This window comes from Sphingomonas sp. DMC8, from assembly GCF_056314185.1.
This window is the reverse complement of record NZ_JBQUYV010000008.1, coordinates 48,966-69,510: the sequence shown is the minus strand read 5'-3', so window position 1 is coordinate 69,510 and position 20,545 is coordinate 48,966. Positions and strand designations below refer to the sequence as shown.

The 20,545-nt window shown below is 66.6% G+C and carries 24 protein-coding genes and 1 riboswitch; of the genes, 8 read left to right on the top strand and 16 right to left on the bottom strand.

Features of this window, described 5'->3' with window-relative positions; translation table 11 throughout:
* The first annotated feature begins 87 nt into the window (after positions 1-87).
* A complete protein-coding gene (locus ACT53K_RS16295) occupies positions 88-405 on the top strand; it encodes a hypothetical protein (RefSeq protein WP_476229770.1) in 318 nt (105 codons plus the stop codon).
* On the opposite strand, the gene ACT53K_RS16290 is transcribed toward ACT53K_RS16295, so the two are convergent.
* The gene (locus ACT53K_RS16290; RefSeq protein ID WP_476229769.1) at positions 406-1,509 is read right to left on the bottom strand and encodes an FUSC family protein; all 1,104 of its coding nucleotides are present in this window, start codon (positions 1,507-1,509) and stop codon (positions 406-408) included. It abuts the gene before it with no gap.
* 48 nt (positions 1,510-1,557) lie between these two features.
* Positions 1,558-1,944 (bottom strand): DUF1801 domain-containing protein, encoded by a 387-nt coding sequence (locus ACT53K_RS16285; RefSeq protein ID WP_476229768.1) that lies wholly within the window; start codon positions 1,942-1,944, stop codon positions 1,558-1,560.
* A gap of 323 nt (positions 1,945-2,267) precedes the next feature.
* On the opposite strand from ACT53K_RS16285, the gene ACT53K_RS16280 reads away from it, so the two are divergent.
* Entirely contained in the window at positions 2,268-2,684 is a 417-nt protein-coding gene (locus ACT53K_RS16280; RefSeq protein WP_476229767.1) for a DUF2178 domain-containing protein, read from the top strand.
* The gene (locus tag ACT53K_RS16275; RefSeq protein WP_476229766.1) at positions 2,677-2,889 is read left to right on the top strand and encodes a helix-turn-helix transcriptional regulator; all 213 of its coding nucleotides are present in this window, start codon (positions 2,677-2,679) and stop codon (positions 2,887-2,889) included. The genes ACT53K_RS16280 and ACT53K_RS16275 overlap by 8 nt, the downstream gene beginning before the upstream one ends.
* Positions 2,890-3,076: 187 nt before the next feature.
* Here the strand turns inward: ACT53K_RS16275 and ACT53K_RS16270 are convergent, their stop codons facing one another.
* The 7 genes from ACT53K_RS16270 to ACT53K_RS16240 form a co-directional block, all read right to left on the bottom strand.
* Positions 3,077-3,607 carry a hypothetical protein gene (locus ACT53K_RS16270; protein ID WP_476229765.1) on the bottom strand — a complete coding sequence of 177 codons (531 nt, stop codon included), beginning with the start codon at positions 3,605-3,607 and terminating at the stop codon, positions 3,077-3,079.
* 87 nt (positions 3,608-3,694) lie between these two features.
* Complete coding sequence (locus ACT53K_RS16265; RefSeq protein ID WP_476229764.1) at positions 3,695-4,081, bottom strand: type II toxin-antitoxin system VapC family toxin; 387 nt, start codon at positions 4,079-4,081, stop codon at positions 3,695-3,697.
* Positions 4,078-4,311: a type II toxin-antitoxin system Phd/YefM family antitoxin gene (locus ACT53K_RS16260; RefSeq protein ID WP_476229763.1), complete on the bottom strand. Its 234-nt coding sequence runs from the start codon at positions 4,309-4,311 to the stop codon at positions 4,078-4,080. Before ACT53K_RS16260 ends, ACT53K_RS16265 begins: the two co-directional genes overlap by 4 nt.
* 91 nt (positions 4,312-4,402) lie before the next feature.
* On the bottom strand, positions 4,403-4,855 hold the full coding sequence (locus ACT53K_RS16255; RefSeq protein WP_476229762.1) for a MaoC family dehydratase: 453 nt from the start codon (positions 4,853-4,855) through the stop codon (positions 4,403-4,405).
* 41 nt (positions 4,856-4,896) lie between these two features.
* The gene (locus ACT53K_RS16250) at positions 4,897-6,171 is read right to left on the bottom strand and encodes an alkaline phosphatase family protein (protein ID WP_476229761.1); all 1,275 of its coding nucleotides are present in this window, start codon (positions 6,169-6,171) and stop codon (positions 4,897-4,899) included.
* A gap of 178 nt (positions 6,172-6,349) precedes the next feature.
* Entirely contained in the window at positions 6,350-7,630 is a 1,281-nt protein-coding gene (locus ACT53K_RS16245) for a hypothetical protein (protein ID WP_476229760.1), read from the bottom strand.
* 4 nt (positions 7,631-7,634) lie between these two features.
* Complete coding sequence (locus ACT53K_RS16240) at positions 7,635-8,390, bottom strand: glutaredoxin family protein (RefSeq protein WP_476229759.1); 756 nt, start codon at positions 8,388-8,390, stop codon at positions 7,635-7,637.
* 59 nt (positions 8,391-8,449) lie between these two features.
* Between ACT53K_RS16240 and ACT53K_RS16235 the strand changes: the two genes are divergently transcribed.
* A complete protein-coding gene (locus ACT53K_RS16235) occupies positions 8,450-8,848 on the top strand; it encodes a MerR family transcriptional regulator (RefSeq protein WP_476229758.1) in 399 nt (132 codons plus the stop codon).
* 53 nt (positions 8,849-8,901) lie between these two features.
* Here the strand turns inward: ACT53K_RS16235 and ychF are convergent, their stop codons facing one another.
* Positions 8,902-9,999 (bottom strand): redox-regulated ATPase YchF, encoded by a 1,098-nt coding sequence (gene ychF, locus ACT53K_RS16230; RefSeq protein WP_476229757.1) that lies wholly within the window; start codon positions 9,997-9,999, stop codon positions 8,902-8,904.
* A gap of 257 nt (positions 10,000-10,256) precedes the next feature.
* Here ychF and ACT53K_RS16225 point away from each other — a divergent pair, with 257 nt between their 5' ends.
* Complete coding sequence (locus tag ACT53K_RS16225) at positions 10,257-11,252, top strand: transferrin-binding protein-like solute binding protein (protein ID WP_476229756.1); 996 nt, start codon at positions 10,257-10,259, stop codon at positions 11,250-11,252.
* A 98-nt stretch (positions 11,253-11,350) separates the two neighbouring features.
* Here ACT53K_RS16225 and pth read toward each other — a convergent pair whose 3' ends face one another.
* The 4 genes from pth to map form a co-directional block, all read right to left on the bottom strand.
* Entirely contained in the window at positions 11,351-11,920 is a 570-nt protein-coding gene (gene pth, locus ACT53K_RS16220) for an aminoacyl-tRNA hydrolase (RefSeq protein ID WP_476229755.1), read from the bottom strand.
* A 244-nt stretch (positions 11,921-12,164) separates the two neighbouring features.
* Positions 12,165-12,761, bottom strand: coding sequence for a 50S ribosomal protein L25/general stress protein Ctc (locus tag ACT53K_RS16215; protein WP_476229754.1), 597 nt, complete (start codon positions 12,759-12,761; stop codon positions 12,165-12,167).
* A gap of 119 nt (positions 12,762-12,880) precedes the next feature.
* Positions 12,881-13,930 (bottom strand): threonine aldolase family protein, encoded by a 1,050-nt coding sequence (locus ACT53K_RS16210; RefSeq protein ID WP_476229753.1) that lies wholly within the window; start codon positions 13,928-13,930, stop codon positions 12,881-12,883.
* 59 nt (positions 13,931-13,989) lie between these two features.
* Positions 13,990-14,101: riboswitch (SAM-I-IV-variant riboswitch) on the bottom strand.
* Positions 14,102-14,204: 103 nt separating this feature from the next.
* Entirely contained in the window at positions 14,205-15,029 is an 825-nt protein-coding gene (gene map, locus ACT53K_RS16205; protein ID WP_476229752.1) for a type I methionyl aminopeptidase, read from the bottom strand.
* Positions 15,030-15,086: 57 nt separating this feature from the next.
* On the opposite strand from map, the gene ACT53K_RS16200 reads away from it, so the two are divergent.
* The 3 genes from ACT53K_RS16200 to ACT53K_RS16190 all read left to right on the top strand — a co-directional run bounded on the left by ACT53K_RS16200 (position 15,087) and on the right by ACT53K_RS16190 (position 17,718).
* Positions 15,087-15,599 carry a GFA family protein gene (locus tag ACT53K_RS16200; RefSeq protein ID WP_476229751.1) on the top strand — a complete coding sequence of 171 codons (513 nt, stop codon included), beginning with the start codon at positions 15,087-15,089 and terminating at the stop codon, positions 15,597-15,599.
* Complete coding sequence (locus ACT53K_RS16195; protein ID WP_476229750.1) at positions 15,599-16,354, top strand: competence/damage-inducible protein A; 756 nt, start codon at positions 15,599-15,601, stop codon at positions 16,352-16,354. Before ACT53K_RS16200 ends, ACT53K_RS16195 begins: the two co-directional genes overlap by 1 nt.
* Before the next feature lie 89 nt (positions 16,355-16,443).
* The gene (locus tag ACT53K_RS16190; protein WP_476229749.1) at positions 16,444-17,718 is read left to right on the top strand and encodes an APC family permease; all 1,275 of its coding nucleotides are present in this window, start codon (positions 16,444-16,446) and stop codon (positions 17,716-17,718) included.
* Here the strand turns inward: ACT53K_RS16190 and ACT53K_RS16185 are convergent.
* Together ACT53K_RS16185 and ACT53K_RS16180 are read right to left on the bottom strand one after the other, a co-directional pair.
* A complete protein-coding gene (locus ACT53K_RS16185) occupies positions 17,695-19,314 on the bottom strand; it encodes a phytoene desaturase family protein (RefSeq protein ID WP_476229748.1) in 1,620 nt (539 codons plus the stop codon). The two genes, ACT53K_RS16190 and ACT53K_RS16185, sit on opposite strands and share 24 nt — an antisense overlap.
* Positions 19,315-19,342: 28 nt before the next feature.
* Positions 19,343-20,521, bottom strand: coding sequence for an aromatic ring-hydroxylating oxygenase subunit alpha (locus ACT53K_RS16180; protein WP_476229747.1), 1,179 nt, complete (start codon positions 20,519-20,521; stop codon positions 19,343-19,345).
* Positions 20,522-20,545: the final 24 nt, after the last annotated feature.

The window sequence follows — 20,545 nt, the reverse complement described above, 5'->3', positions numbered from 1 at the left end:
TCGCTGATCCTGCGATATGCCCTTTCAGGGGCGCGGCCATGGGGCATCGCATCGCCCTGCCGCGCGCCTCGGTTAAGGAGCGTAGCAATGCAGAAGAGCTGGAAGGTGTTGATCGGCGCGGCCCTGCTGGGCGGGGCAGCCGCGCTGGGTGGCTGTGCCGATAACGGCTATTATACCACCACCCGTGTCGCAGTGGGGTATAATGCCGCCTGGGGCGACCCCTATTGGGGCTGGTATGGCGACTATTATTACCCCGGCACCGGCATCTATGTGTACGACCGCTACCGCCACCGCTACGCATGGAACGAGGTGCAGCGCGGCTATTGGGAGCATCGCCGCGGCGGCTGGCGCGGCGACCCGCACTGGCGCAACAACTGGCACGATTTCCGGGGACGCCGCTGGTAATCATCGCGTCACCTTCGGACCGGCGCCGGTCCTTCCGACCGGCGCGGTTTCGCGGGGAAGCAGCCCGTCGAACAGCCGGTTGAGCAGCAGCACGATCGCGCCGCCCGCCAGCGTCGCCACCAGCCGGTCGACCAGCAGCGCGGGATCGGCGGGGTGGTGGATGTCCAGCACCAGCAGGATCAGTGGCGTGGAAATCACCGAATAGAGAAGATAGCTGCGGGCGCGCGCCACCGGCACCAGCGTGGCCAGCCCGCAAGCCAGCACCCCCGAAGCGATCGGCGAGGCGGCTGCAGCTACCAGCACCAGCGCCGTCACCGCGACCCCGCCGACCGTACCGATCAACCGCTGGAGCAGCTTGACCGGCAGATGTTCGACCGGCCGCTCGGTCAGCAGCGCGACGGTGAGCAGTATCCAGTAGAAATGATGCGCCGGCCAAAGGTGGCGCAACATGCTGGCGATCCCCAGCCCGATCGCCAGCCGCAGCGGGAATTGCCAGCCGGCCAGCGTGCGCAGTCCTTTCCGGAAATGGGCGCGGAGCTGGGCCGGTGTCGGCTGTCGGCGCCCGACGTGGGCAGGCTCCGGCTCCGGCTGCGGGACGCGGGGGCCGGCGATCAGCGCGCGCAGTACGATGTTCCACAGCGCGCCGGCGCCGAACACCAGCGCCGCATTGCCGTGATGCCCCGCCTGGCCATCGAGGAAGCTTGCGCCCAGCACTGCATAGACGAGGAAGCGGATCGCCGCGCCGCCGACCGGGCGGCTATAGCCCGACACCAGCCCGGCGACCGCCACGAGCAGGATCAACCCGAGATCGGGGAAGGGCAGGGCCGCAATCGCCGTCGCGGCGAGCACCGCAGCCAGCGCCGGGCCGGCTTGGACGATCGGGTTGGCGGCGCGCTTGCCCGGCTCGGCCGGCGCACCGGCGAGCAGGATCGCGCCGAGGCCGATCAGCAACCCCGTCGAGACTTGCCCCAGCGCCAGACCCACCGCCACCGGCACGGCCATGCCCAGCGCCGCGATGGCGAGCAGCCGGGGCGATACCGGGGCGCTTCGGTCCACCGACCAGACACCCTCGAGCAGTGCGGCGGGAAGCTTGGGAAGGATCATGTGCGCACGCCTGTGGCCAGGAGGGTGGAGGCGGGGCGGCCCCGCGGTTCAGTCCGCATTGGCGGCCGCAGCAGCCCGGATCAATGCCTTGAACGCCGCTTCTTCGACGTGATCGCCCTCGCGCAAATCGATCGCGCGGCGCGTGCCGGCGTCGAGGCTGGCGTTGGACAGCCCGGCCGGCTCGGCGAACGCAGCGCCGCGTGCGAAGGTGAGCTTCACCTTGTCGCGATACGTCTCACCGGTGCACAGCACGCCGCCGTGCGACCAGACCGGCACCCCGGACGGATTGCTCGGCTTCCGCCACTTCACGTCCTCGATCACGTCGGGCAGTGCCTCGTGGATCCAGCGGCGGAGCCGGGCAAGCAACGCCCCGCGCCAGCCGGACAGTGCGGCGATATTGGCATCGACCTCGGCAGAAAGGGACGTGTCGGCCATGATGCGCTCCGTTTCTCGTGGCAGCACTATAGGGCGTTCGGCGCTGCGCGTCTGCGGCCGATATGAGGCGATCACGTCCTGCGCCGACCGGGAAGGGCAACGTATACTGTGAACATATAGAGAACATCATGCCATTTGGCAAGTGGCCGGAACCGAACCCACTGGGCGGCGAGACTGTTCTCCGGTCCCGCTTCAGGCGATATCTGCATGATCGTCGAAGTTTAGGAAGTTCACGAATTTGACGGTTATATGTTAAAAATATTGTACATGAAGTATTTTGAATGTAACTCGATGTCATCGTAAATCGACTCGAGGGGAAAGGAATGGCGTGGCGTGAGAAACAGGCGTGGCTGTCGCTTGCACTGATGCTGGTGGCCTATGGCATCTATTTTCCGCTGGCGGCGGGCCCCGGGCGGTCGCCGCTCGGCATGCTGGTGCTGTTCGGGAGCATCGCCGGGGCGCAGGCGGTCGCGATGATCGTCGGCAGCATCGTCCTCGCCGTCCACGCGGGCAGCGAGGCCCGCGCGGCCGCCGATGAACGGGACCGCGCCATCAGCCGGCGGGGTGCCCAGATCGCCTATTTCGTGCTGCTGACCGGCATGATTCTGGTCGGCGTGGTGATGCCGTTCAGCAAACAGGGGGGGCGCATCGTCAATGCGGCGCTGCTGGCGCTGGTTCTGGCAGAGGTCGTTCGCCATGCGGTGATCGTGACGTGCTACCGGCGGGGCTGGCATGGCTGAGGGCAGGATCGCCAACCAGCTCCGCACCCTGCGCTTCCTCGCCGGTGAGATGACGCAGGCCGAACTGGGCGCCCGCATCGGCGTTACCCGCCAGACGATCGCCGCCATCGAACAGGGCAAATATTCGCCCTCGCTGGAGGCGGCGTTCCGGATCGCGAAGGTGTTCGGGAAGCCGCTGGAGGAAGTGTTTCAGTGGGTTGAGTGATGGCGTGCTTCCCCGCTGAGGCGAGGCGCTTGGCTCTTTCGCTCCCCTCCCTGCTCGCAGGGAGGGGCCGGGGGTGGGTCCGCCGCCGCAGGTGGCGGGCTCGCTTTCGACAGGGGAGGAGTCTCTTGAGCGCGCCGACGCGCGCACCCACCCCTTTATCCCCTCCCTTTCAGGGAGGGGAGATTCGTCATATGATTTCCCGGGCGATCCCCATAAGCGCCTGCTCGCCCGCAGCAAGCCCGGCCGCGAAGTCCGGTCCCGTGTCGACGAAGGGAATTCCTACCGATGCGCATTCCTCGCGAAGCGTGCGGCTAATCTGGCGGCTGATTTCCAGATACTGGCGGACATGGTCGCGCCCGGTGCGATGGAGCCAGTCGGTGGGTGGGCCGACATGCCGTGCTACTTCCGCCGCCTTACGTTCGATGGCGATGTCGGGATAGCCGAGAAAACAGGCGCGGACCGGCTCGTCGGCTTCCCGGATAAATTCGGCCACCTTTCGCGGGCGCAGATTGACGCCTTCCACAAGATAATCCCGCTGATCCCACAGCGCATGATCGAGAATGGGTGCGATCACAGGCCACATCTGGTCTGCAGTAAGCAGGTCATCGGCGTCGGGCCGAACGCCGAGGGAAGGGGCGCCAAGCGAAAGGCCCATTTTCAGGGCATCCAGCGAGAACCACGGGATGCCGTGGCGTTCGCGCATCCGTCCCGCGAGCATTGATTTCCCGCTGCGGCTGCAGCCCCCGACGATATAGAGCATCGCTATCCTTGTGACTGCGGTCGCATGGCCTGGTAACGATCCTCCCTACCAGAGGCGTTTCACCGCGAACCCGTCAAACACGACTTTGTTCGAAACCAGCATCATATCCTCCGCCTGCGCTTGCGCGATCAGCAGGCGATCGAAAGGATCCTTGTGCGGGATGTGCATCTCACCAGCCATCCGGGCGTGGCGGACACTGATCGCCAGTTCGATGAAGCCCTGGCCCGCGACGATCGCCTCAAAATCCTGTGCCAGCAACGCCGCCCCCGGCAGCTTGCCGATCCGGAACTTGGTGGCGACCTCCATCGCAGAGGCCGCGCTGACGAAAACGGCGTTCTGCTCGTCGCTGATCGCCTCCAGTGCAGGACGGCTGAGCGCCGCATCGCCCGCCAGCCACCAGATCAATGCGTGCGTGTCGAGCAGCAACCTCAAGCGAGGTTCCACCCTTCCAGTTCTTCGGCGGGCAGCGGCTCATCGAAGCGGGCATCCATCGAGACCTTGCCCCGCAGCGCACCGAATTGCCGCCGGCCGCAAGGCGTGACCGGAACCAGCCGGACCGCAGGCACATTGCCGCGCGCGATGACGACATCCCCGCCCGCCAGCGCCTCGGCGATCAGGCGCGAAAGGTTGGTCTTTGCGTCATGTACCGAAAACTGGGCCATAGGGCGCCTCCTTAGCTAACTATATAGCTAAACGCCCGCTTCAGGACAAGAAGGCTGCAGGATCCGACGCCTCACCTCGGGAGCTCCAACGCTACCCCGCCGCCGGCCGCCGCCCCACCAGCGCGTTGGCGATGAAGGTGAGGACCGGCTCGTCCTTCTGGTTGAAGGTGGTCAGCCGGCTGCGGACGATGCCCATTTCGGGGCGACTCTGCGAAGCGCGGGCTTCCAGCACTTCGGTTTCGCAGCGGAGCACGTCGCCGGGATAGACCGGGCGCACCCAGCGCAGTTCGTCGATGCCGGCGGCGCCCATGCTGGCGATCGGGTTCGCCTCGTAATAGGCGACCAGCATCGCCATGGTCATCGCATTGCTGTGCCAGCCGCTTGCCGCCAGCCGGCCGAAATGCGTTTTCGCCGCCGCCTCGTCGGAGAGGTGGAAGGGCTGGGGATCATATTTGCGGGCGAAGTCGAGCACTTCCTCGCGCGTGACTTCGTAGCGGCCGAAGCTGGCCCGGTCGCCCACCTGGATGTCGTCGAAATAGCGCATGGCGACGAGTTTCGATTAGAAACCCGTCGCTGGCAAGCAGATTAGTGCGTGGCGAGCAGCGCCCGGAACGGTGCGTCGTTGCCGTCCAGCCCCCGCTTTTGCTGTATGCCGAGCAGGTCGCGCAGCAGCGGGTAGATGTCGACATTGTCGAACGCCGGCACGCTGCCGTGGCGGAAGGCGGGGCCGGCGGCGACGAACAGCGCGGTCATGTCTGCCGCCTGATTGTCATAGCCATGGTCGCCGCGGGTAAAGGGCTTTTCGGGCAGCTTCTCCTGCACCAGCCAGCCATCGTCGGCGAGGCAGAATATCGCTGGGATACGCGGGTTGGTGCCATATCGGAACCGCGCGGGGATTTCGCCCTTGCGCCAGCATTCCATGTGCGGATGGCGGCCGAGCAGCGCCTTTTCGACCTCGGCCTCGTGGCCGGGCAGTGGAGTGAGGCTGGCATAGGGGCCGGCCTCCAGCAGGTGATAGCTGTCTGTCGGCAGGCCCAGCGTGACGACGCGCGTGTCGCTGGTTTCTGCCATGCCATGGTCGGCGACGATGACGAGATTGGCGGGCTGGCCCAGCGCGGCGAGACCGGCGACCAGTTCGCCGATCCTTTTGTCGACATCGGCGACGACGGCGGTGGTGCGCGCGTCGTTGGGGCCATAGGTGTGGCCGGCAGTGTCGACCGTGTCGAAATAGAGCGTCATGAAGCGCGGGCGGATCGCGGCGGGGCGGCGCATCCAGTCGAGCACCACGTTGACGCGTTGCTCGCCGGTAATCGCCTGGTTGAACTGCAGCCAGTCCGAAGGGCGGGTGCCGCCGGGATAGTCGCCATGGTCGGGTTTGATCACCGGGCTGCCCCAGGCCACGTTCGAGCCGGGCCAGAACACGGTGCCGCTGCGAATGCCCTCCATTTCAGCGTCCACCCAGATCGGCGGCGCGGCGTTCCACCAGAAGGGCGCATCGGTCGCCATGGTGAAGACTTCGTTCGGGCGTGCCGTGTCCTCCATCTTGTTGGCGGTGATGCCGTGATGGTCGGGCACCAGGCCTGTCACCAGCGTCCAGTGGTTGGGGAAGGTTTTGCTGGGGAAGCTGGGGTGCATCGGCCCGCTGATTCCCTGTTCCGCCAGCCGGGCGAGATTGGGGGTGACGCCGCGCTGGAGATAATCCCAGCGGAAGCCGTCGATCGAGACGAGGATCGCCACCGGCGCGCGGGCCTCTGCAACAGCAGGGGCCGGCGCAGGAGCGGGGCTGAGGGCCGGGGCCGTGGCACAGGCCTGGAGCAGGGCAGCAAGCGCCCCGGCGGCGACTTTGGAATACCAGCGCATGGGCGGCTCCATGCGCCGGAATTGTTGCGATGGGAAGACGGGGTGTTGTTCCCCTCCCGCTTGCGGGAGGGGCTAGGGGAGGGGCTGAAACGCTTCGGCACTTCTTCCACATCAGTCCCTCCCCCGACCCCTCCCGCAAGCGGGAGGGGAGCGCGTGGGGTGAGGGGGATCCGTCCGGTTACTGCCCCAGCGCCAGCCTCGCAAACACCGTCGTGCTTACCGGCGCCGTGCCATAGGCGGCGTTCAGCGCCTGCGGCTTGGCATAGGCCGCCACCGATCCGCCCAGTGCCAGTTCGGCCTTGTCGGCGATCGGGATACGATAGGCATAGCCGCCCTCAAACCGCGTCACCCGGAATTTCCGGTCGTGGAGGGGATCGGCATGGTCGGGGAACAGCTCGTCATTGGCGACATTCTCGATGCGGCCGAACAGGCTGTGGTGGCGGGAGAGATCCCAGGTGGCCTCGGCAGTAAAGGCGCTCAGCACCGGGCCGGGGATGCGATCCTTGGCGGCATAGGCGACCATCGCGGACAGGGGGCCGTTCGCATAATGGAGGCTGGCGGTGGTGCGCTGCTCGTCCTCGCCGGGATGGGTGACTTCGGGCTGGTGGAGGCGACCGGTCGAGACCTGCGCCAGCCAATGGTCGGAGGGCGCCCAGCTTGCCCGCACGCTCCAGCTGTTGAGGCGGATGGGGTCGATGTCCCAGCGATGCTCGTCGGGCTCGCGGCCGTTGAACCACGAGCCTTCGATCTGGACGCGGCCCGCCTGCACACCGCCGGTAACGACGCCATAGGTGATGTGGCTGCTGTCGAACCAGTGGTGCGAAATCGGCGAGAGTGCGAAATAGCGGCCCGAGCGGCGATGCATGAAGGCGCTCGGCCCCAGCGCGGGTTCGGCGACCGGGCCGCCATAGACGAAGCCGCGCACGCCGGGGGCAAGCGGCGTGTCGATGCGGGCGCTGAGTTCCATGAACAGGTCGTGCGGGTGCTGGCGGTCGACCAGCGGCACGCCGTTCGCGGTTTCCCCGCCGGCGAACAGATTGGGATAGCCGCGCTCGCCCATGGCTGGCTCCAGGCTCATCATCGTGCGGAGCTGGAGCGTGGTGCCGCCGGCGAAAGCGCGGGTGGCGCTGAGCATCGCCATCGATTCGACAAAGGCTTCGTCGTCACCGCGCTTGCCGCCCTGATCGGTATAGACGCCCCAGGCATAGCCATGCGCCATTACCATCCAGTCGCCGGTGGCGAGGTGGACGCCGCGCATCGGCCCATCGGCTTGCGGCAACAGCGCGGTGCCCGATCCGGCGCTGGCGTGATCGGAGCCACCCATACGCATCGACGGCATCGGCTGGTCGCTGTCCATGGTCATGCCGGGCATGCCGGCCATGTCGTGCATGCTGTGATCCTCCTGCGCCAGCGCGGGGACCGGGGCCAGCAAGGCGAGCGTGACAAGGGCAGTGCGCAACGGTTCAAACTCCCATCGGGCGCGCGAGCATCCAGATGCCCATCGCGATCATCATCAGGTTTTCGGTGAGCGAGACGAAGCCGAGCGGCACATTGCTGTCGCCGCCGACACAGGCGCATTTCAGGTCGCGTCGCTCGATATATACCGCCTTGAAGACCGACACCGCGCCGACGCCGCCGATGACGAGTGCGAGCGGGGCGGAGAACCAGGTCAGCAGGTTCGCGGTCATCAACAGCCCTGCCGCCGCCTCGGCAAAGGGATAGAGCGTCGCATGAGGCACCCAGCGCCGGGCGAGCAGGTCATAGCCGAGGAACATCGTCGCAAAGCCCGACACGTCGCGCAGCTTGAGCATCGCGAGCAGGACCATCGAAAAGCTGATGAACCATTCCCCTGCGCGGAGCGTGAAGGGCGTGGCATAGACCGCCTGGCTGACCGCGAGTGCCAGCAGCGCCGCCATCGCGAACAGCGCGATGACCGGGCGATAGGTCTTGGCCTTGGGATCGCGGACCTTGAGGCCCAGGAAGCGGCGGAGGTCGTCGTAGCCGCCGATGCGGCGGTCGCCGATGAAGATCTGCGGCGTGGTGGCGACGGCGTGCCGCGCCTTGAATGCGTCGGTCTCCTCGCGCGTCGTCAGGTGGCGGTCGTCGACCGTATAACCGTGGCTGCGGAGCAGATGGAGCGCACGCAAGCCCCACGGGCAGACATGCTTTTCCATCACCATGCGATACAGAATTGCGCTTTTATCTGAGGCGGATGCCATGATGCTTTCCTTGGGTCCGCACCCCATATAGGGTCCGTACCATGGTACGGAGTCAAGGCATGGCATCGCTGACGATCGGAAAATTCGCTGAAGCGTGCGGGGTGGGGGTGGAGACGATCCGCTATTATCAGCGGCGCGGCCTGATCCCGACGCCGCCGCGGGCCAGCGGCCCCGATGCGGGGGTGCGCCGCTATGGCGAGACGGACCTTCGCCGGCTGCGCTTCATCCGCGCCGCGCAAGCCGCTGGGTTTACGCTGGAGCAGATCGGCGAGTTGATGGAACTGGACGCGACGGACGATCGCGCGCGTGCCCGGGCGCTGGCGCGTGAGCAGATCGCGGCGCTGGATGCGAAAATCGCGGAGCTGAAGTCTGCCCGCGACGCGCTGGCGCGGCTGGCGCGGGAATGCGGATCGGGCCGCGCGGGGCCATGCCCGATCCTGACGGCGTTTGAGGGGTGAGGGCAACGATTCCCCTCCCTGCCAGCAGGGAGGGGTGAAGAAGGTAAATGCGATCAGCTGTGCAGGAAGTGCATCACATCGCCATCCTGGACGATATAGGCCTTGCCTTCGGCGCGCAGCTTGCCGGCTTCGCGGGCCTTGGCTTCGCCGCCCAGCGTTACGAAATCGTCGAACGCGATCGTTTCGGCGCGGATGAAGCCTTTCTCGAAATCGCTGTGGATCGTGCCGGCGGCTTCCGGCGCGGTGGCGCCGCGATGCACCGTCCAGGCGCGCGCTTCCTTGGGGCCGACGGTGAAGAAGGTCAGCAGGTCGAGCAGCGTATAGCCGGCGCGGATGACTCGGGCGAGGCCGGTTTCCTCCAGCCCCAGTTCGCCCAGAAACTCGCCGCGTTCCTCGGCCGGCATGGTCGCGATCTCTGCCTCGATCGCCGCCGAGACGACGACTGCCTGCGCGCCTTCGGCCGCAGCCTTGGCGAACACCTTGGCGGAAAGTTCGTTGCCGTTCGCGGCGTCTTCCTCGTTGACGTTGCAGACATAGAGGACGGGCTTGGTGGTGAGCAGCTGCGCCTGGCGGAGGATGCGTGCCTCGTCGACATCCTTCGGCTCGGTCAGCCGGGCCGGCTTGCCGTCGCGCAGCAGCTCGAGCGCCTGGCCCAGCACCGAGGCAGCGGCCTTGGCTTCCTTGTCGCCCTGTGCCGCCTTCTTGGCGAGGTTCGGCACGCGCTTTTCCAGGCTTTCGAGGTCGGAGAGCATCAGTTCGGTCTCGACTGTCTCGGCATCCGCAATCGGATCGACGCGGTTGTCGACATGCTGGATGTCGTCATTCTCGAAGCAGCGCAGCACATGCACGACCGCGTCGACTTCGCGGATATTGCCGAGAAACTGGTTGCCCAGCCCTTCGCCCTTGCTGGCGCCGCGCACCAGCCCGGCGATGTCGACGAAACCCAGCTGCGTCTCGATGATCTTCTGCGAGCCGGCGATTTCGGCCAGCTTGTTCAGGCGCGGGTCGGGCACCGCGACGTTGCCGACATTCGGCTCGATCGTGCAGAAGGGGTAATTGGCTGCCTGCGCTGCGGCAGTCTCGGTCAACGCATTGAAAAGCGTGGACTTGCCCACATTGGGCAGGCCGACGATGCCGCAACGGAAACCCATCGGTAGTTCAATCCTGTCGTGAAAGGCCGGCAAAGCGCCGGCGCGGTTGGCGGCTCGATAGGCGGAACCGTGCAACTTTTCCAGCCCGGGCAGGCCGGGCCTTCAAATCGCCGCAATGCCGGGCGACCCCGCTGCCGGAGCCGTGGGTGAACTGCCGGGCTGCGCGAGCGTTTGCCTGCTTGACGCGGGGCCGTTCATCTGGGGTACAGGGGCGGCACGCTTTTCGCGTGTTGCAGTGGGTTTACGAGGAGTTCCGCATGATTCGCCGGTATGTTGTCCTGAGCGCGGCCGCTGCGGCGGTTACGCTATCGAGCTGCGGCGGTGGTGGCAGCTCGTCGCCCACGCCGACCCCGACTTCGTCGCCCACCCCGACGCCGACGCCGTCGCCGACCTATACCGCTTTCCCGCTGACCGCGGCAGCGCAGTTCAGCGCGCTCGACGCGACGACCAGCTATACCGGTGATCCCACTGCCGGCGCGGTGACGCTGGGCGTGACGGGCACCGAGATTCAGGTGGGCCGCGTCAAGCTGGCGGCCGTCGCTTCGCTGACGAATGATACGGCGGTGATCGACGAATCGGCCGAGGAGTCGCGCTTCACCAACACCAATCTGCTGACCACGGCGTCGTCGTCGGTGACCGAATATGTGTACAAGAGCACGTCGAGCACCGGATCGGCCGGCAATTTCGCCCAGCTTGAATTCTTGAACAACACCATCGCATCGCAAGTGACCAGCGACAGCGTGTTCAGCACGCTGGGCACGGTGACCTATGCCAACTGGTGGCGCGGCGATTCGACGACGGGCCAGAAGCGGCTGACCTACAGCGTGTGGGGCTATCCCACCGCGACCAATGACGTACCGACCACCGGCACCGCCAGCTACACCACCCGCGTCGTCGGCCGTGCGATCAGCGTGGCGAACAACGCTACCACTATCACGCGCCTGGCCGGCAGCAGCACCACCACGGTCAACTTCGCGACCGGCCTGGTCACGGTGACGCTGAACCTGACCACCACGCCCAGCGCAGGCGGGGCGGAAACCCCCTATCTGACGCTGACGGCGCAGGGCGCGATCCAGATCGGCGCCAACCAGTTCAGCGGCAGCTTCACCAGCGGCAACCCGGTGTCGGGTACGATCTCCGGCGGCTTCTTTGGTTCGCAGGGCACAAATATCGGCATCGCCTTCGGTGCTTCCGGCACCATCAACGGCGCGGACACGCGGATCGTCGGCGAAATCGTCGGTAAGAAGCAGTAAGCTTCGCGGCTTCGACTAACGGAAAAGGGGCCCGGGCGACCGGGCCCCTTTTCCGTTGGGGGGAGCGCCTTGTGCGGGCAGTGCCGAACGAGCCGCGCTCAGTCCTGCAGCCGCCGCGCCACTTCGTTCATGAAGCGCACATCGTCGCCGGCCGCCAGCCACGGTGCCTCCGCCGCGATGGCGCCGAGCATGTCGGCGAGCGGCTCGATTTCCGTCTTGGCATAGTTGCCGAGGACATAGCCCGATACCCGGTCCTTGTGCCCCGGATGGCCGATGCCCAGGCGGACGCGGCGGAAATCCGGGCCGATATGCGCGTCGGTCGAGCGGAGGCCGTTATGGCCGGCATTGCCGCCGCCGCGCTTCACCTTCACCTTCATCGGCAACAGGTCGAGCTCGTCGTGGAAGACGGTGACGTCCTCCGGCGTCAGCTTGTAGAAATCCATCGCCGCGCGCACCGCCCGGCCGCTTTCGTTCATGAACGTGCCGGGTTTCAGCAGGACGATCTTGTCGCTGCCGATCCGGCCTTCCTGCGTCCAGCCCTGAAACTGCTTCTTCGGCGCGGAAAAGCCATGCACCTCGGCGATGGCGTCGAGCGCCATGAAGCCAACATTGTGGCGGTGCATCGCATATTGCGGCCCCGGATTGCCGAGGCCCACCCAGAGCTGCATTCGATACTCCCTGATAACGGGGTGGAGACGTCACCCTCACCCTCCCATCGCGGGCGCGATGGGCCCCTCCCTCTCCCAAAGGGAGAGGTGTTGAAGCTCCCTCTCCCTTTGGGAGAGGGAAGGTGCCCGCCGCCGGAGGCGGTGGGAAGGGTGAGGGTGGTCCAGATATCCACACCCGAAAAGAAAATCGCCCCCGCACCTGGGGCGCGGAGGCGATTTTTTGAACCCGTGAAGGGGAGGGCGATCAGCCCTCCGCTGCCTCGGCCTCGCCTTCGCTCGACTTGAGCGCCGACGGCGCCACGATCGTTGCGATGGTGAAGTCGCGGTCGGTGATCGCCGGGGTCGCGCCCTGCGGCAGCGTCACGGCCGAAATGTGGAGCGAATCGCCCACTTCGAGACCGGCCAGCGAAATCTCGATCTGGTCCGGGATGTTGGCCGCATCGACCACCAGTTCCAGTTCGTGACGGACCACGTTGAGCACGCCGCCGCGCTTGATGCCGGGGGCCTTTTCTTCGTCGGTGAAGACGATCGGCACTTCGACATGCACGGTCGCATGCTCGGAGATGCGCAGGAAGTCGACGTGCAGCGGACGATCGGTGACGACGTCGAAGGCGACGTCCTTGGCCAGCGTACGCTCGCCGTTCACCATGATGACCGAGTTGAAGAAATGCCCGGTGTTGAGCAGCTTCTGGAGCTCACGCTCCTCGACATGGATGCCCTTGGGATCCTGCTTGTTGCCGTAGATAACGGCGGGGACGCGGCCTTCACGACGCAGCGCACGGGAGGCTCCCTTGCCAACCCGATCGCGCGCCTCGGCCGACAACGTAAGCGTGTCGCTCATCTGTCGATTTCCAATGCGCTAAGAGTAAAGATCGATTCCGAAGCCGGGCCTCCAGGGATGACCCCGGCAACGAAGCGGCGCGCATAGCGGAAGTGCGGGCAAAGGGCAAGGGCTGCCGGTCAGGCGGCCAGTGCGCTCTCGCTGCACACCGCGCGGATGTCTGCCGCGAGCTGATCGACCCGCGCCGGATCGGCATCCCAGGCGAACATGAAGCGGGCGCCGCCGCCGATGAAGGTGTAAAAGCGCCAGCCGCGTGCGCGCAGCCCGGCGAGCACCGGATCGGGCGCGCGCAGGAAGACGCCATTTGCTTCCACCGGGAACATCAGCTCGATCTGCAGCAGGCCTTCGATCGCCGCGGCCAGCCGTTGCGCGCACGCATTGGCATGGGCGGCGTTGCGCAGCCAGGCGCCCTTTTCCAGCATCCCCACCCAGGGCGCCGCCAGGAACCGCATTTTCGAGGCGAGTTGGCCCGCCTGCTTGCAGCGATAGTCGAAATCCTGTGCGAGCGCGTGGTCGAAGAAGATCACGGCCTCGCCCACGGCCATGCCGTTCTTGGTGCCGCCGAAGCAGAGCACGTCGACGCCCGCGCGCCAGGTGATGTCCGCCGGCGTGCAGCCGAGTGTCGCGACGGCATGGGCGAAGCGCGCGCCGTCCATGTGGAGCTTCAGCCCCAGTTCGCGGCACACCGCCGCCAGCGCCTGCACCTCCGCGACGGTATAGACCTGGCCCGTTTCGGTCGGCTGGGTGATCGTCACCACGCGCGGCTTGGGGAAATGGATGTCCGACCGGCTGGTGGCGACGGCACGCACGGCCTCCGGCGTCAGCTTGCCGTCGGCGCTCTGGGCGACGAGCAGCTTCGATCCGTTGGAGAAAAATTCGGGCGCGCCGCATTCGTCGGTCTCGACATGGGCGGCGGCCGAGCAGATCACGCTGTGATAGGACTGGCAAAGCGCCGCCAGCGCCAGCGAATTGGCCGCCGTGCCGTTGAAGGCGAAGAACACTTCGCAATCGCTTTCGAACAGGGTGCGGAAGGCATCGGCGGCGGCTTGCGTCCAGTCGTCTTCGCCGTACGCAGGGGCGTGGCCGCGATTGGCCGCTTCCATCGCTGCCCAGGCTTCCGGGCAGATCCCGGCATAATTGTCGCTGGCGAATTGCTGAACGTCGGTCATTACGCGCTACGGCCTTCTTCCTGGTTGCGTCACCAAGCGAGGCAGACCGACGAATGCGTGGCATGATCCCGTGTTGCCGGTTCCGGCCACATCCCTCCATGTTTCCATAGAGGCACCACCTTGCACGGAGCAGGTTGGTGCCGGGCGTCGGCCCGACTCTTGATGCTGGCGCGGCGAATAGCGGAAGTTGCGCGGACGCGCAAGATTGTTACGGGGGGGGCTGTTCCCCTCCCGCAAACGGGAGGGGCGCGCAGCGGGCTAGGGCGCCCTTCGCTCAATAAGGCGGCTGGTGCAGGCCCTTGGGGCTGAGCGTGAAAATCTCGCAGCCGGTTTCGGTAATGCCGATCGAATGCTCGAACTGTGCGGAGAGCGAGCGGTCGCGGGTTACGGCCGTCCAGCCGTCGTCGAGCAGCTTCACGTCGGGGCGGCCGATGTTGATCATCGGCTCGATGGTGAAGAACATGCCCGGCCGCAGTTCCGGCCCGGTGCCGGGACGCCCGACATGCACGACCTCGGGTGCGTCATGGAACACCTGGCCCAGGCCGTGCCCGCAGAAATCGCGGACGACGCCGTAGCGGTGCTTTTCGGCATGGCGCTGGATCGCGTGGCTGATGTCGCCCAGATGGTTGCCGGGCCTGGCCTGTTCGATGCCGAGCATCAGGCACTCATAGGTGACGTCGACCAGGCGCCGCGCCTTGATCGGCACGTCTCCGACCAGATACATACGGCTCGTGTCGCCGTGCCAGCCGTCCAGCAGCGGCGTCACGTCGATATTGACGATGTCGCCGTCCTTCAGCTGCCGGTCGCCGGGAATGCCGTGGCAGACGACATGGTTGATCGAGATGCAGCAGCTATGCGCATAGCCGCGATAGCCAAGCGTCGCCGGCACGCCGCCGCCTTCGATCGACATGGTGCGGACAATGTCGTCCAGTTCCTGCGTTGTCACGCCCGGCACGACATGCGGTACCAATGCGTCGAGAATCTCGGCGGCAAGGCGACCGGCCTTGCGCATGCCCGCAAAGCCCTCCGGGCCATGCAGCTTGATTGCCTGGCTGCGCGCCTGCGGCATATCCGCCGTCACGTTCACATATTCGGTCATGCTTGCGATATAGGAAGCGCGGGCGCAAAGGGCGAGGGGGTATCGAAAGGAGCGCATATGCCGGAAGCGGACGTAGCGTGGCTTGAAGGGGGATGCGCCTGCGGCGCCGTGCGCTATCGCGTTGCCAATGATCCCATTTCGGTAAACAACTGCTATTGCACACTTTGTCAGCGACAGACTGGCTCGACCAGCGTGATCAACCTGTTCATCGAGACGGAGAAGCTGGAGCAGTTGCAGGGCGAGACCAGCAGCCATTTCGTGACGACAGGCTCCGGCGGGCAGCAGGAAATCGTGCGCTGCACCGCGTGCGGTACTGCGCTGTGGAGCTTCTATCCGCGCCTGGGGCGGCTAGGGGCCGGCGTGCGCGCGACGACGCTGGACGCGCCGGGTGGAATCCGGCCGGATGCAGCGATTTTTACGGCGGACCGACTGCCCTGGGTGACGCTGCCGGAGGGGATCCCGCAGTTCGAAACGGTGTACAATGCCGCCGAGCTGCTGCCGCCCGAGCGGTTCGCCCGGATGCGGGCACTGGCACAGCGCAGCGCCGAAGCCCGCGAGGCAGAGGCCTGATGGCGACGCGAATCTGGAACGCTGCGCTGGTGGTGATCGGCGACGAAATCCTGTCCGGCCGCACGCAGGACAAGAATGTCGCCCAGATCGCGACCTGGCTGAACGTGCAGGGCATTCGCCTGGCCGAAGTGCGCGTGGTGGCCGACAAACAGGATGCGATTATCGAGGCGGTGAACACGCTGCGCGCGCGTAACGACTATCTGTTCACCACCGGCGGGATCGGCCCGACGCATGACGACATTACCGTCGATGCGATCGCCGCCGCGCTGGAAGTACCGGTAGTGGTGCATCCGGAGGCGCGCGCGGTGCTGGAGGCCTATTATGCCAGCCGGGGCGGGCTTACCGAGGCGCGGCTGCGCATGGCGCGCGTGCCCGAAGGGGCCGAGCTGATCGCCAACCGCATGTCGGGTGCGCCGGGCATCCGCTGGGGCAACATCTTCATCCTGGCAGGCGTGCCGCACATCACCGCAGGCATGCTCGACGCGCTGACGGGCACGCTGGAGGGCGGCCTGCCGGTGCTCTCGCACACAGTGGGGAGCTGGGTGGCGGAAAGCGAGATCGCCGATCTGCTGGGCGATACCGAACGCGCGCACGAAGGGGTGGCGATCGGCAGCTATCCGTTCTTCCGCGAGGGGCGGGTCGGCGCCAATTTCGTCGTGCGCGCCACCGATGCTGCCGTGTTGGAAGCGTGCGTCGCCGCGCTGGTGACGGGGCTTGCGGCGCGCGGGATAGCGGTGGTCGACGGGGGCATCTGACGCGCGCTTGCGCGGGCGGCGGAGCGCGTTCACCTTGCCTGTGGTGGGCAATTTCGATGTGACTGCCTGTCTCTCGGGAAAGATTCGACATGCACAACACGGAACGCCCCTTCGGTTTCTGGACGGCTGCCGCGCTGGTGGTCGGGGGAATGGTGGGGTCTGGCATCTTCGCCTTGCCGGGGCAGCTCGCGCCCTTTGGCTGGACCGGGCTGCCGGCATGGGGGGCGGCCGTCATGGCGGCGGTGACGGTCGCGCTGGTGCTGGCGCGGCTGGCACAGGCGATGCCGGCAGCGACCGGGGCGCTGGCGATCTGCGCGGGCGTGCTGGGGCCATTGCCGGGTGTGCTGATCGGCTGGGCCTATTGGGTCGGCTGCTGGGCTTCCAATGCGGTGATTGCGCTGACGGCGGTGCGCTATCTGGGCAGTTTCTGGCCGCCGCTGGTTGCCAGCACCTGGGCGACGGCGCTGGGGGCAACGGTACTTATCTGGCTGCTGACGCTGCTCAACCTGCAGGGGGCCGGCGCGGCCGGGCGGTTCCAGCTTGTCCTGACCGCGCTGAAGGTGCTGCCGCTGTTCGCAATCGCAGGTATCGTGCTTTGGCTGGCTGCGCAGGGCGGGGCGCAGTTCCGCGCGAACCCGCACACGCCGCTGCGCTGGGACCAGCTTACGCCGGCGCTGGGCCTGACCTTCTTTCCACTGGTGGGCTTTGAGGGCGCGAGCGTCGCTGCCGAGCGGGTGCGCGATCCCGCCCGCAATGTGCTGCGCGCCACGTTGCTAGGCGTGGTGCTGACCGCGTTGTTCTACATCATCATTTCGATGGGCATCGTGCTGGCGTTGCCTGAGGACGAGCTGGCCCAGTCCTCTGCGCCGCTGGCGCTGTTCGTCGGCCATTTCTGGGGGGAGGGTGCCGGGCTGATCCTCGCCGCCTTTGCGGTGATCGCCACCGTCGGGTGCCTCAACGGCTGGGTGCTGCTGAGCGGTGAAGTGCCGCTGGGCATGGCGCGGGCAGGGGTGCTGCCGCGCTGGATGGGCCTCACCAACCGCCGTGACGTGCCGGTGGGCGTGCTGCTGCTGTCGAGCGCACTTGCCTCACTGCTGGTGCTGAGCGGCGCGAACCGGACGACGGCGGGGCTGCTCGATTTCATGCTGCGGCTCGTTACCGCCTCGACGCTGTGGCTCTATGTCGGCGCGTGTCTGGTCGCAGTGAAGCGGGGCATTGCCCGGCTGGCGGGCGTGCTGGGCTTTGCGCTGTCGCTGTGGGTGATGTGGGGCGCCGGGCTGGAGGCGGTGCTGCTCGGCATCGCGCTGATGCTCACCGCCATCCCGCTCTACTACTTCACGCTACGACGCGCGGCGCGGCCATAGTCGGCCGAACAGGCTGCGGTCCTGCAGGATCGCATGCGCGGCGTTATGCCCCGGCGCGCCGGTGACGCCGCCGCCGGGATGCGTGCCCGATCCGCACATATAGAGCCCGCTGATCGGCCCGCGATAGTCGCCATGGCCCAGCACGGGCCGCGCCGCCCATAGCTGGTCCAGCGACATGCGGCCGTGAAAGATGTCCCCGCCGATCAGCCCGAACTTGCGCTCCAGATCGAGCGGCGAGTGGATCTGCCGCGCGATCACCGATGCCTTGAAGTTGGGGGCATGGGCGGTGACGGTGTCGATGATGTGATCGGCGACCTGCTCGCGCACCGCGTCCCAGCTCTGGCCGTCCGGCAGTTCGGGGGCGAATTGCTGGCAGAACAGGCTGGCGACATGCGCGCCGGCGGGTGCCAGGCTGTCGTCCACCGTGGACGGGATCTTCATCTCGACGATCGGCGCGCGCGACCAGCCCTGCGTCCGTGCATCCTCATAGGCCTGATCCATATAATCGAGGCCGGGCGCGATGATGATGCCGGCGGTGTGGTGCTCGGCGCGGTCCTTGCCGGGCAGGACGGTGAAGTCGGGCAGTTCGGAGAGCGCCACGTTCATCCGGAACGTGCCCGATCCCGCCTTGAACCCCGCCATCGCGCGGCGGAAGCCGGGGTTGAGGTCGGCGCTGTCGACCAGCTGGTTGTAGAGCAGCAGCGGCCCGACATTGGCCGCCACGATCGGCGCGGCCAGCTCCTCGCCGCCGTCCAGCCGCACGCCGGCGACCTTGTTGCCGTCCACCAGCAGCCGCTCGACGGGCGATTCCAGGCTGATCTCCACCCCCGCATCGGTACAGGCGCGCGCCATGGCCTGGGTGATCGCGCCCATGCCGCCGACGCTATGGCCCCAGGCGCCCTTCTTGCCGTTCACTTCGCCGAACACATGGTGGAGCAGCACATAGGCCGATCCCGGCGTCGATACGCCGGCATAATTGCCGACCACCGCATCGAAGGCGAAGGCCGACTTCACCACGTCATGTTCGTACCAGCCGTCGAGAAACTCGCGCGCCGACTTGACGAACATGGCGAGCACGTCGCGCTGGCTTTCGATGTCCATCCCCGCCAGCCGCCGCCCCTGGGCCGCTGCCGCCAGCAGCGCGCGTACGCCGCCGCCGGCATTGGGCGGCGTCTTGAGCGACAGGTCGCGCAGCACCTCCGCCACCCGCTCCAGCGCGGCTTCATAGGCGGGAAAGGCATCGGCATCGGCCTGGGAGAAGCGGGCGAATTCCGCCTGGGTGCGTGCGGTGCCGCCACCGAGCTTCAGATAGGTGTCGGGGAAGGGAAAGAAGTTCGAGATCGTCCGCTCGATCACGCGGTAGCCATAATCGGCCAGCCGCATGTCGGCGATCACCTTGGGGCGGAGCAGGCTGACCGTGTAGCTGGCGGTCGAATTGCGGAAGCCGGGGTGAAATTCCTCGGTCACGGCCGCACCGCCGACGATGTGGCGCCGTTCCAGCACCCGCACCTTCATGCCGGCGCGGGCAAGATAGAAGGCGCAGACCAGGCCGTTATGCCCGCCGCCGATGATGAGCGCGTCATAGGATTTCGTCACGCGGGGCAACCTTCTTGCTGGGGGGAGTTCAGTCGAGCGGGCGCGGGCGGCGGCTCCAGCCCGGCGCGGGCGGCTGGGGCAGGCGCGCTTCCGGGATCAGCCGGCGGATCTTGCGGGCAAAGCTGCGCAGGCACACTTCGCTTTCGCCCAGCGGGCCGGCGGCATAGCTGCGCGAGCCCATGCCCTGCTGGACGCGCGTGATCAGCCAGGTGTCCTCGGCATTGACCATGCGGTTGATGCGCCAGTTGGCATAGCGGACCAGCTTCATTTCCCGGCGCTCGTCAGGCAGCGCGAATACCATTTCGCGCAGCACGCATTCGGTGGGGCTGACCGGCAGCCACTGCATGAAATCGATCTGGTCGGCATAGATGTCGAACGCCTGGTTCGGCCACAGCTTGTAATAGAGCCAGAGCCGCTGGTGGCTTTCGGGCAAATGCGGCACGCGCGGCAAATGGGTGCGGTAAAAGGCTTCCCAGAAATTGCCTTGCCGCTCGCTCAGCTCGCCGGACATGCGATCGACCCAGGGCTGCGCCTCGATGCGGTAGCTTCGGTCGAACAGCCGGGTCAGGCCGGGATGCGCGACCGGGATGTGCAGTCCGTCCGAATAATTGTCGCCGACATTCTTCCAGTTCACCGCGCGGTGACGCGTGCGCACAGGCGAAATGGTGCGCATCTCGGCAAAGCGATAGGGGGCGATTTCCTCGGCATAGGGCGCCATCATCTCGGCGACGCTCGGGCCGCCGTCATCAGTAAGTCGGACGAAGACGAAGCCGTTCCAGATGTCGCATTCGACCGGCGCCAGCCCATGCTGTTCCGGGTCCAGCCGCGGATAATCGCTGCGATTGGGGACGCCGCTCAGGCGCCCGTCGGTTTCATAGGTCCAGGCATGATAGGGGCAGACCAGCTTGCGCGCGCAGCCGGCATCGCCTTCGACCAGACGCATCGCACGGTGGCGGCAGACATTGGTGAACGCGCGGACCTGCCCGTCCTGGCCGCGAATGGCGATGACGCTTTCGCCGATATAGTCGAGCGTGCGCCAGTCCCCCGGGGCGGCCAGATCGCTTTCGTGGCAGACGATCTGCCACGACGGGCGGATCACCCGCTCTATCTCCAGCGCATGATATTCGGGGTCGTGGTAGAGCCAGGCGGGCAGGCTGAAATCATCGTCCGGATCGCGCTGTTCGATATCGGCGTAGCGATGCGCCATGGTCCCGCCTCCCTTGCTGTACGA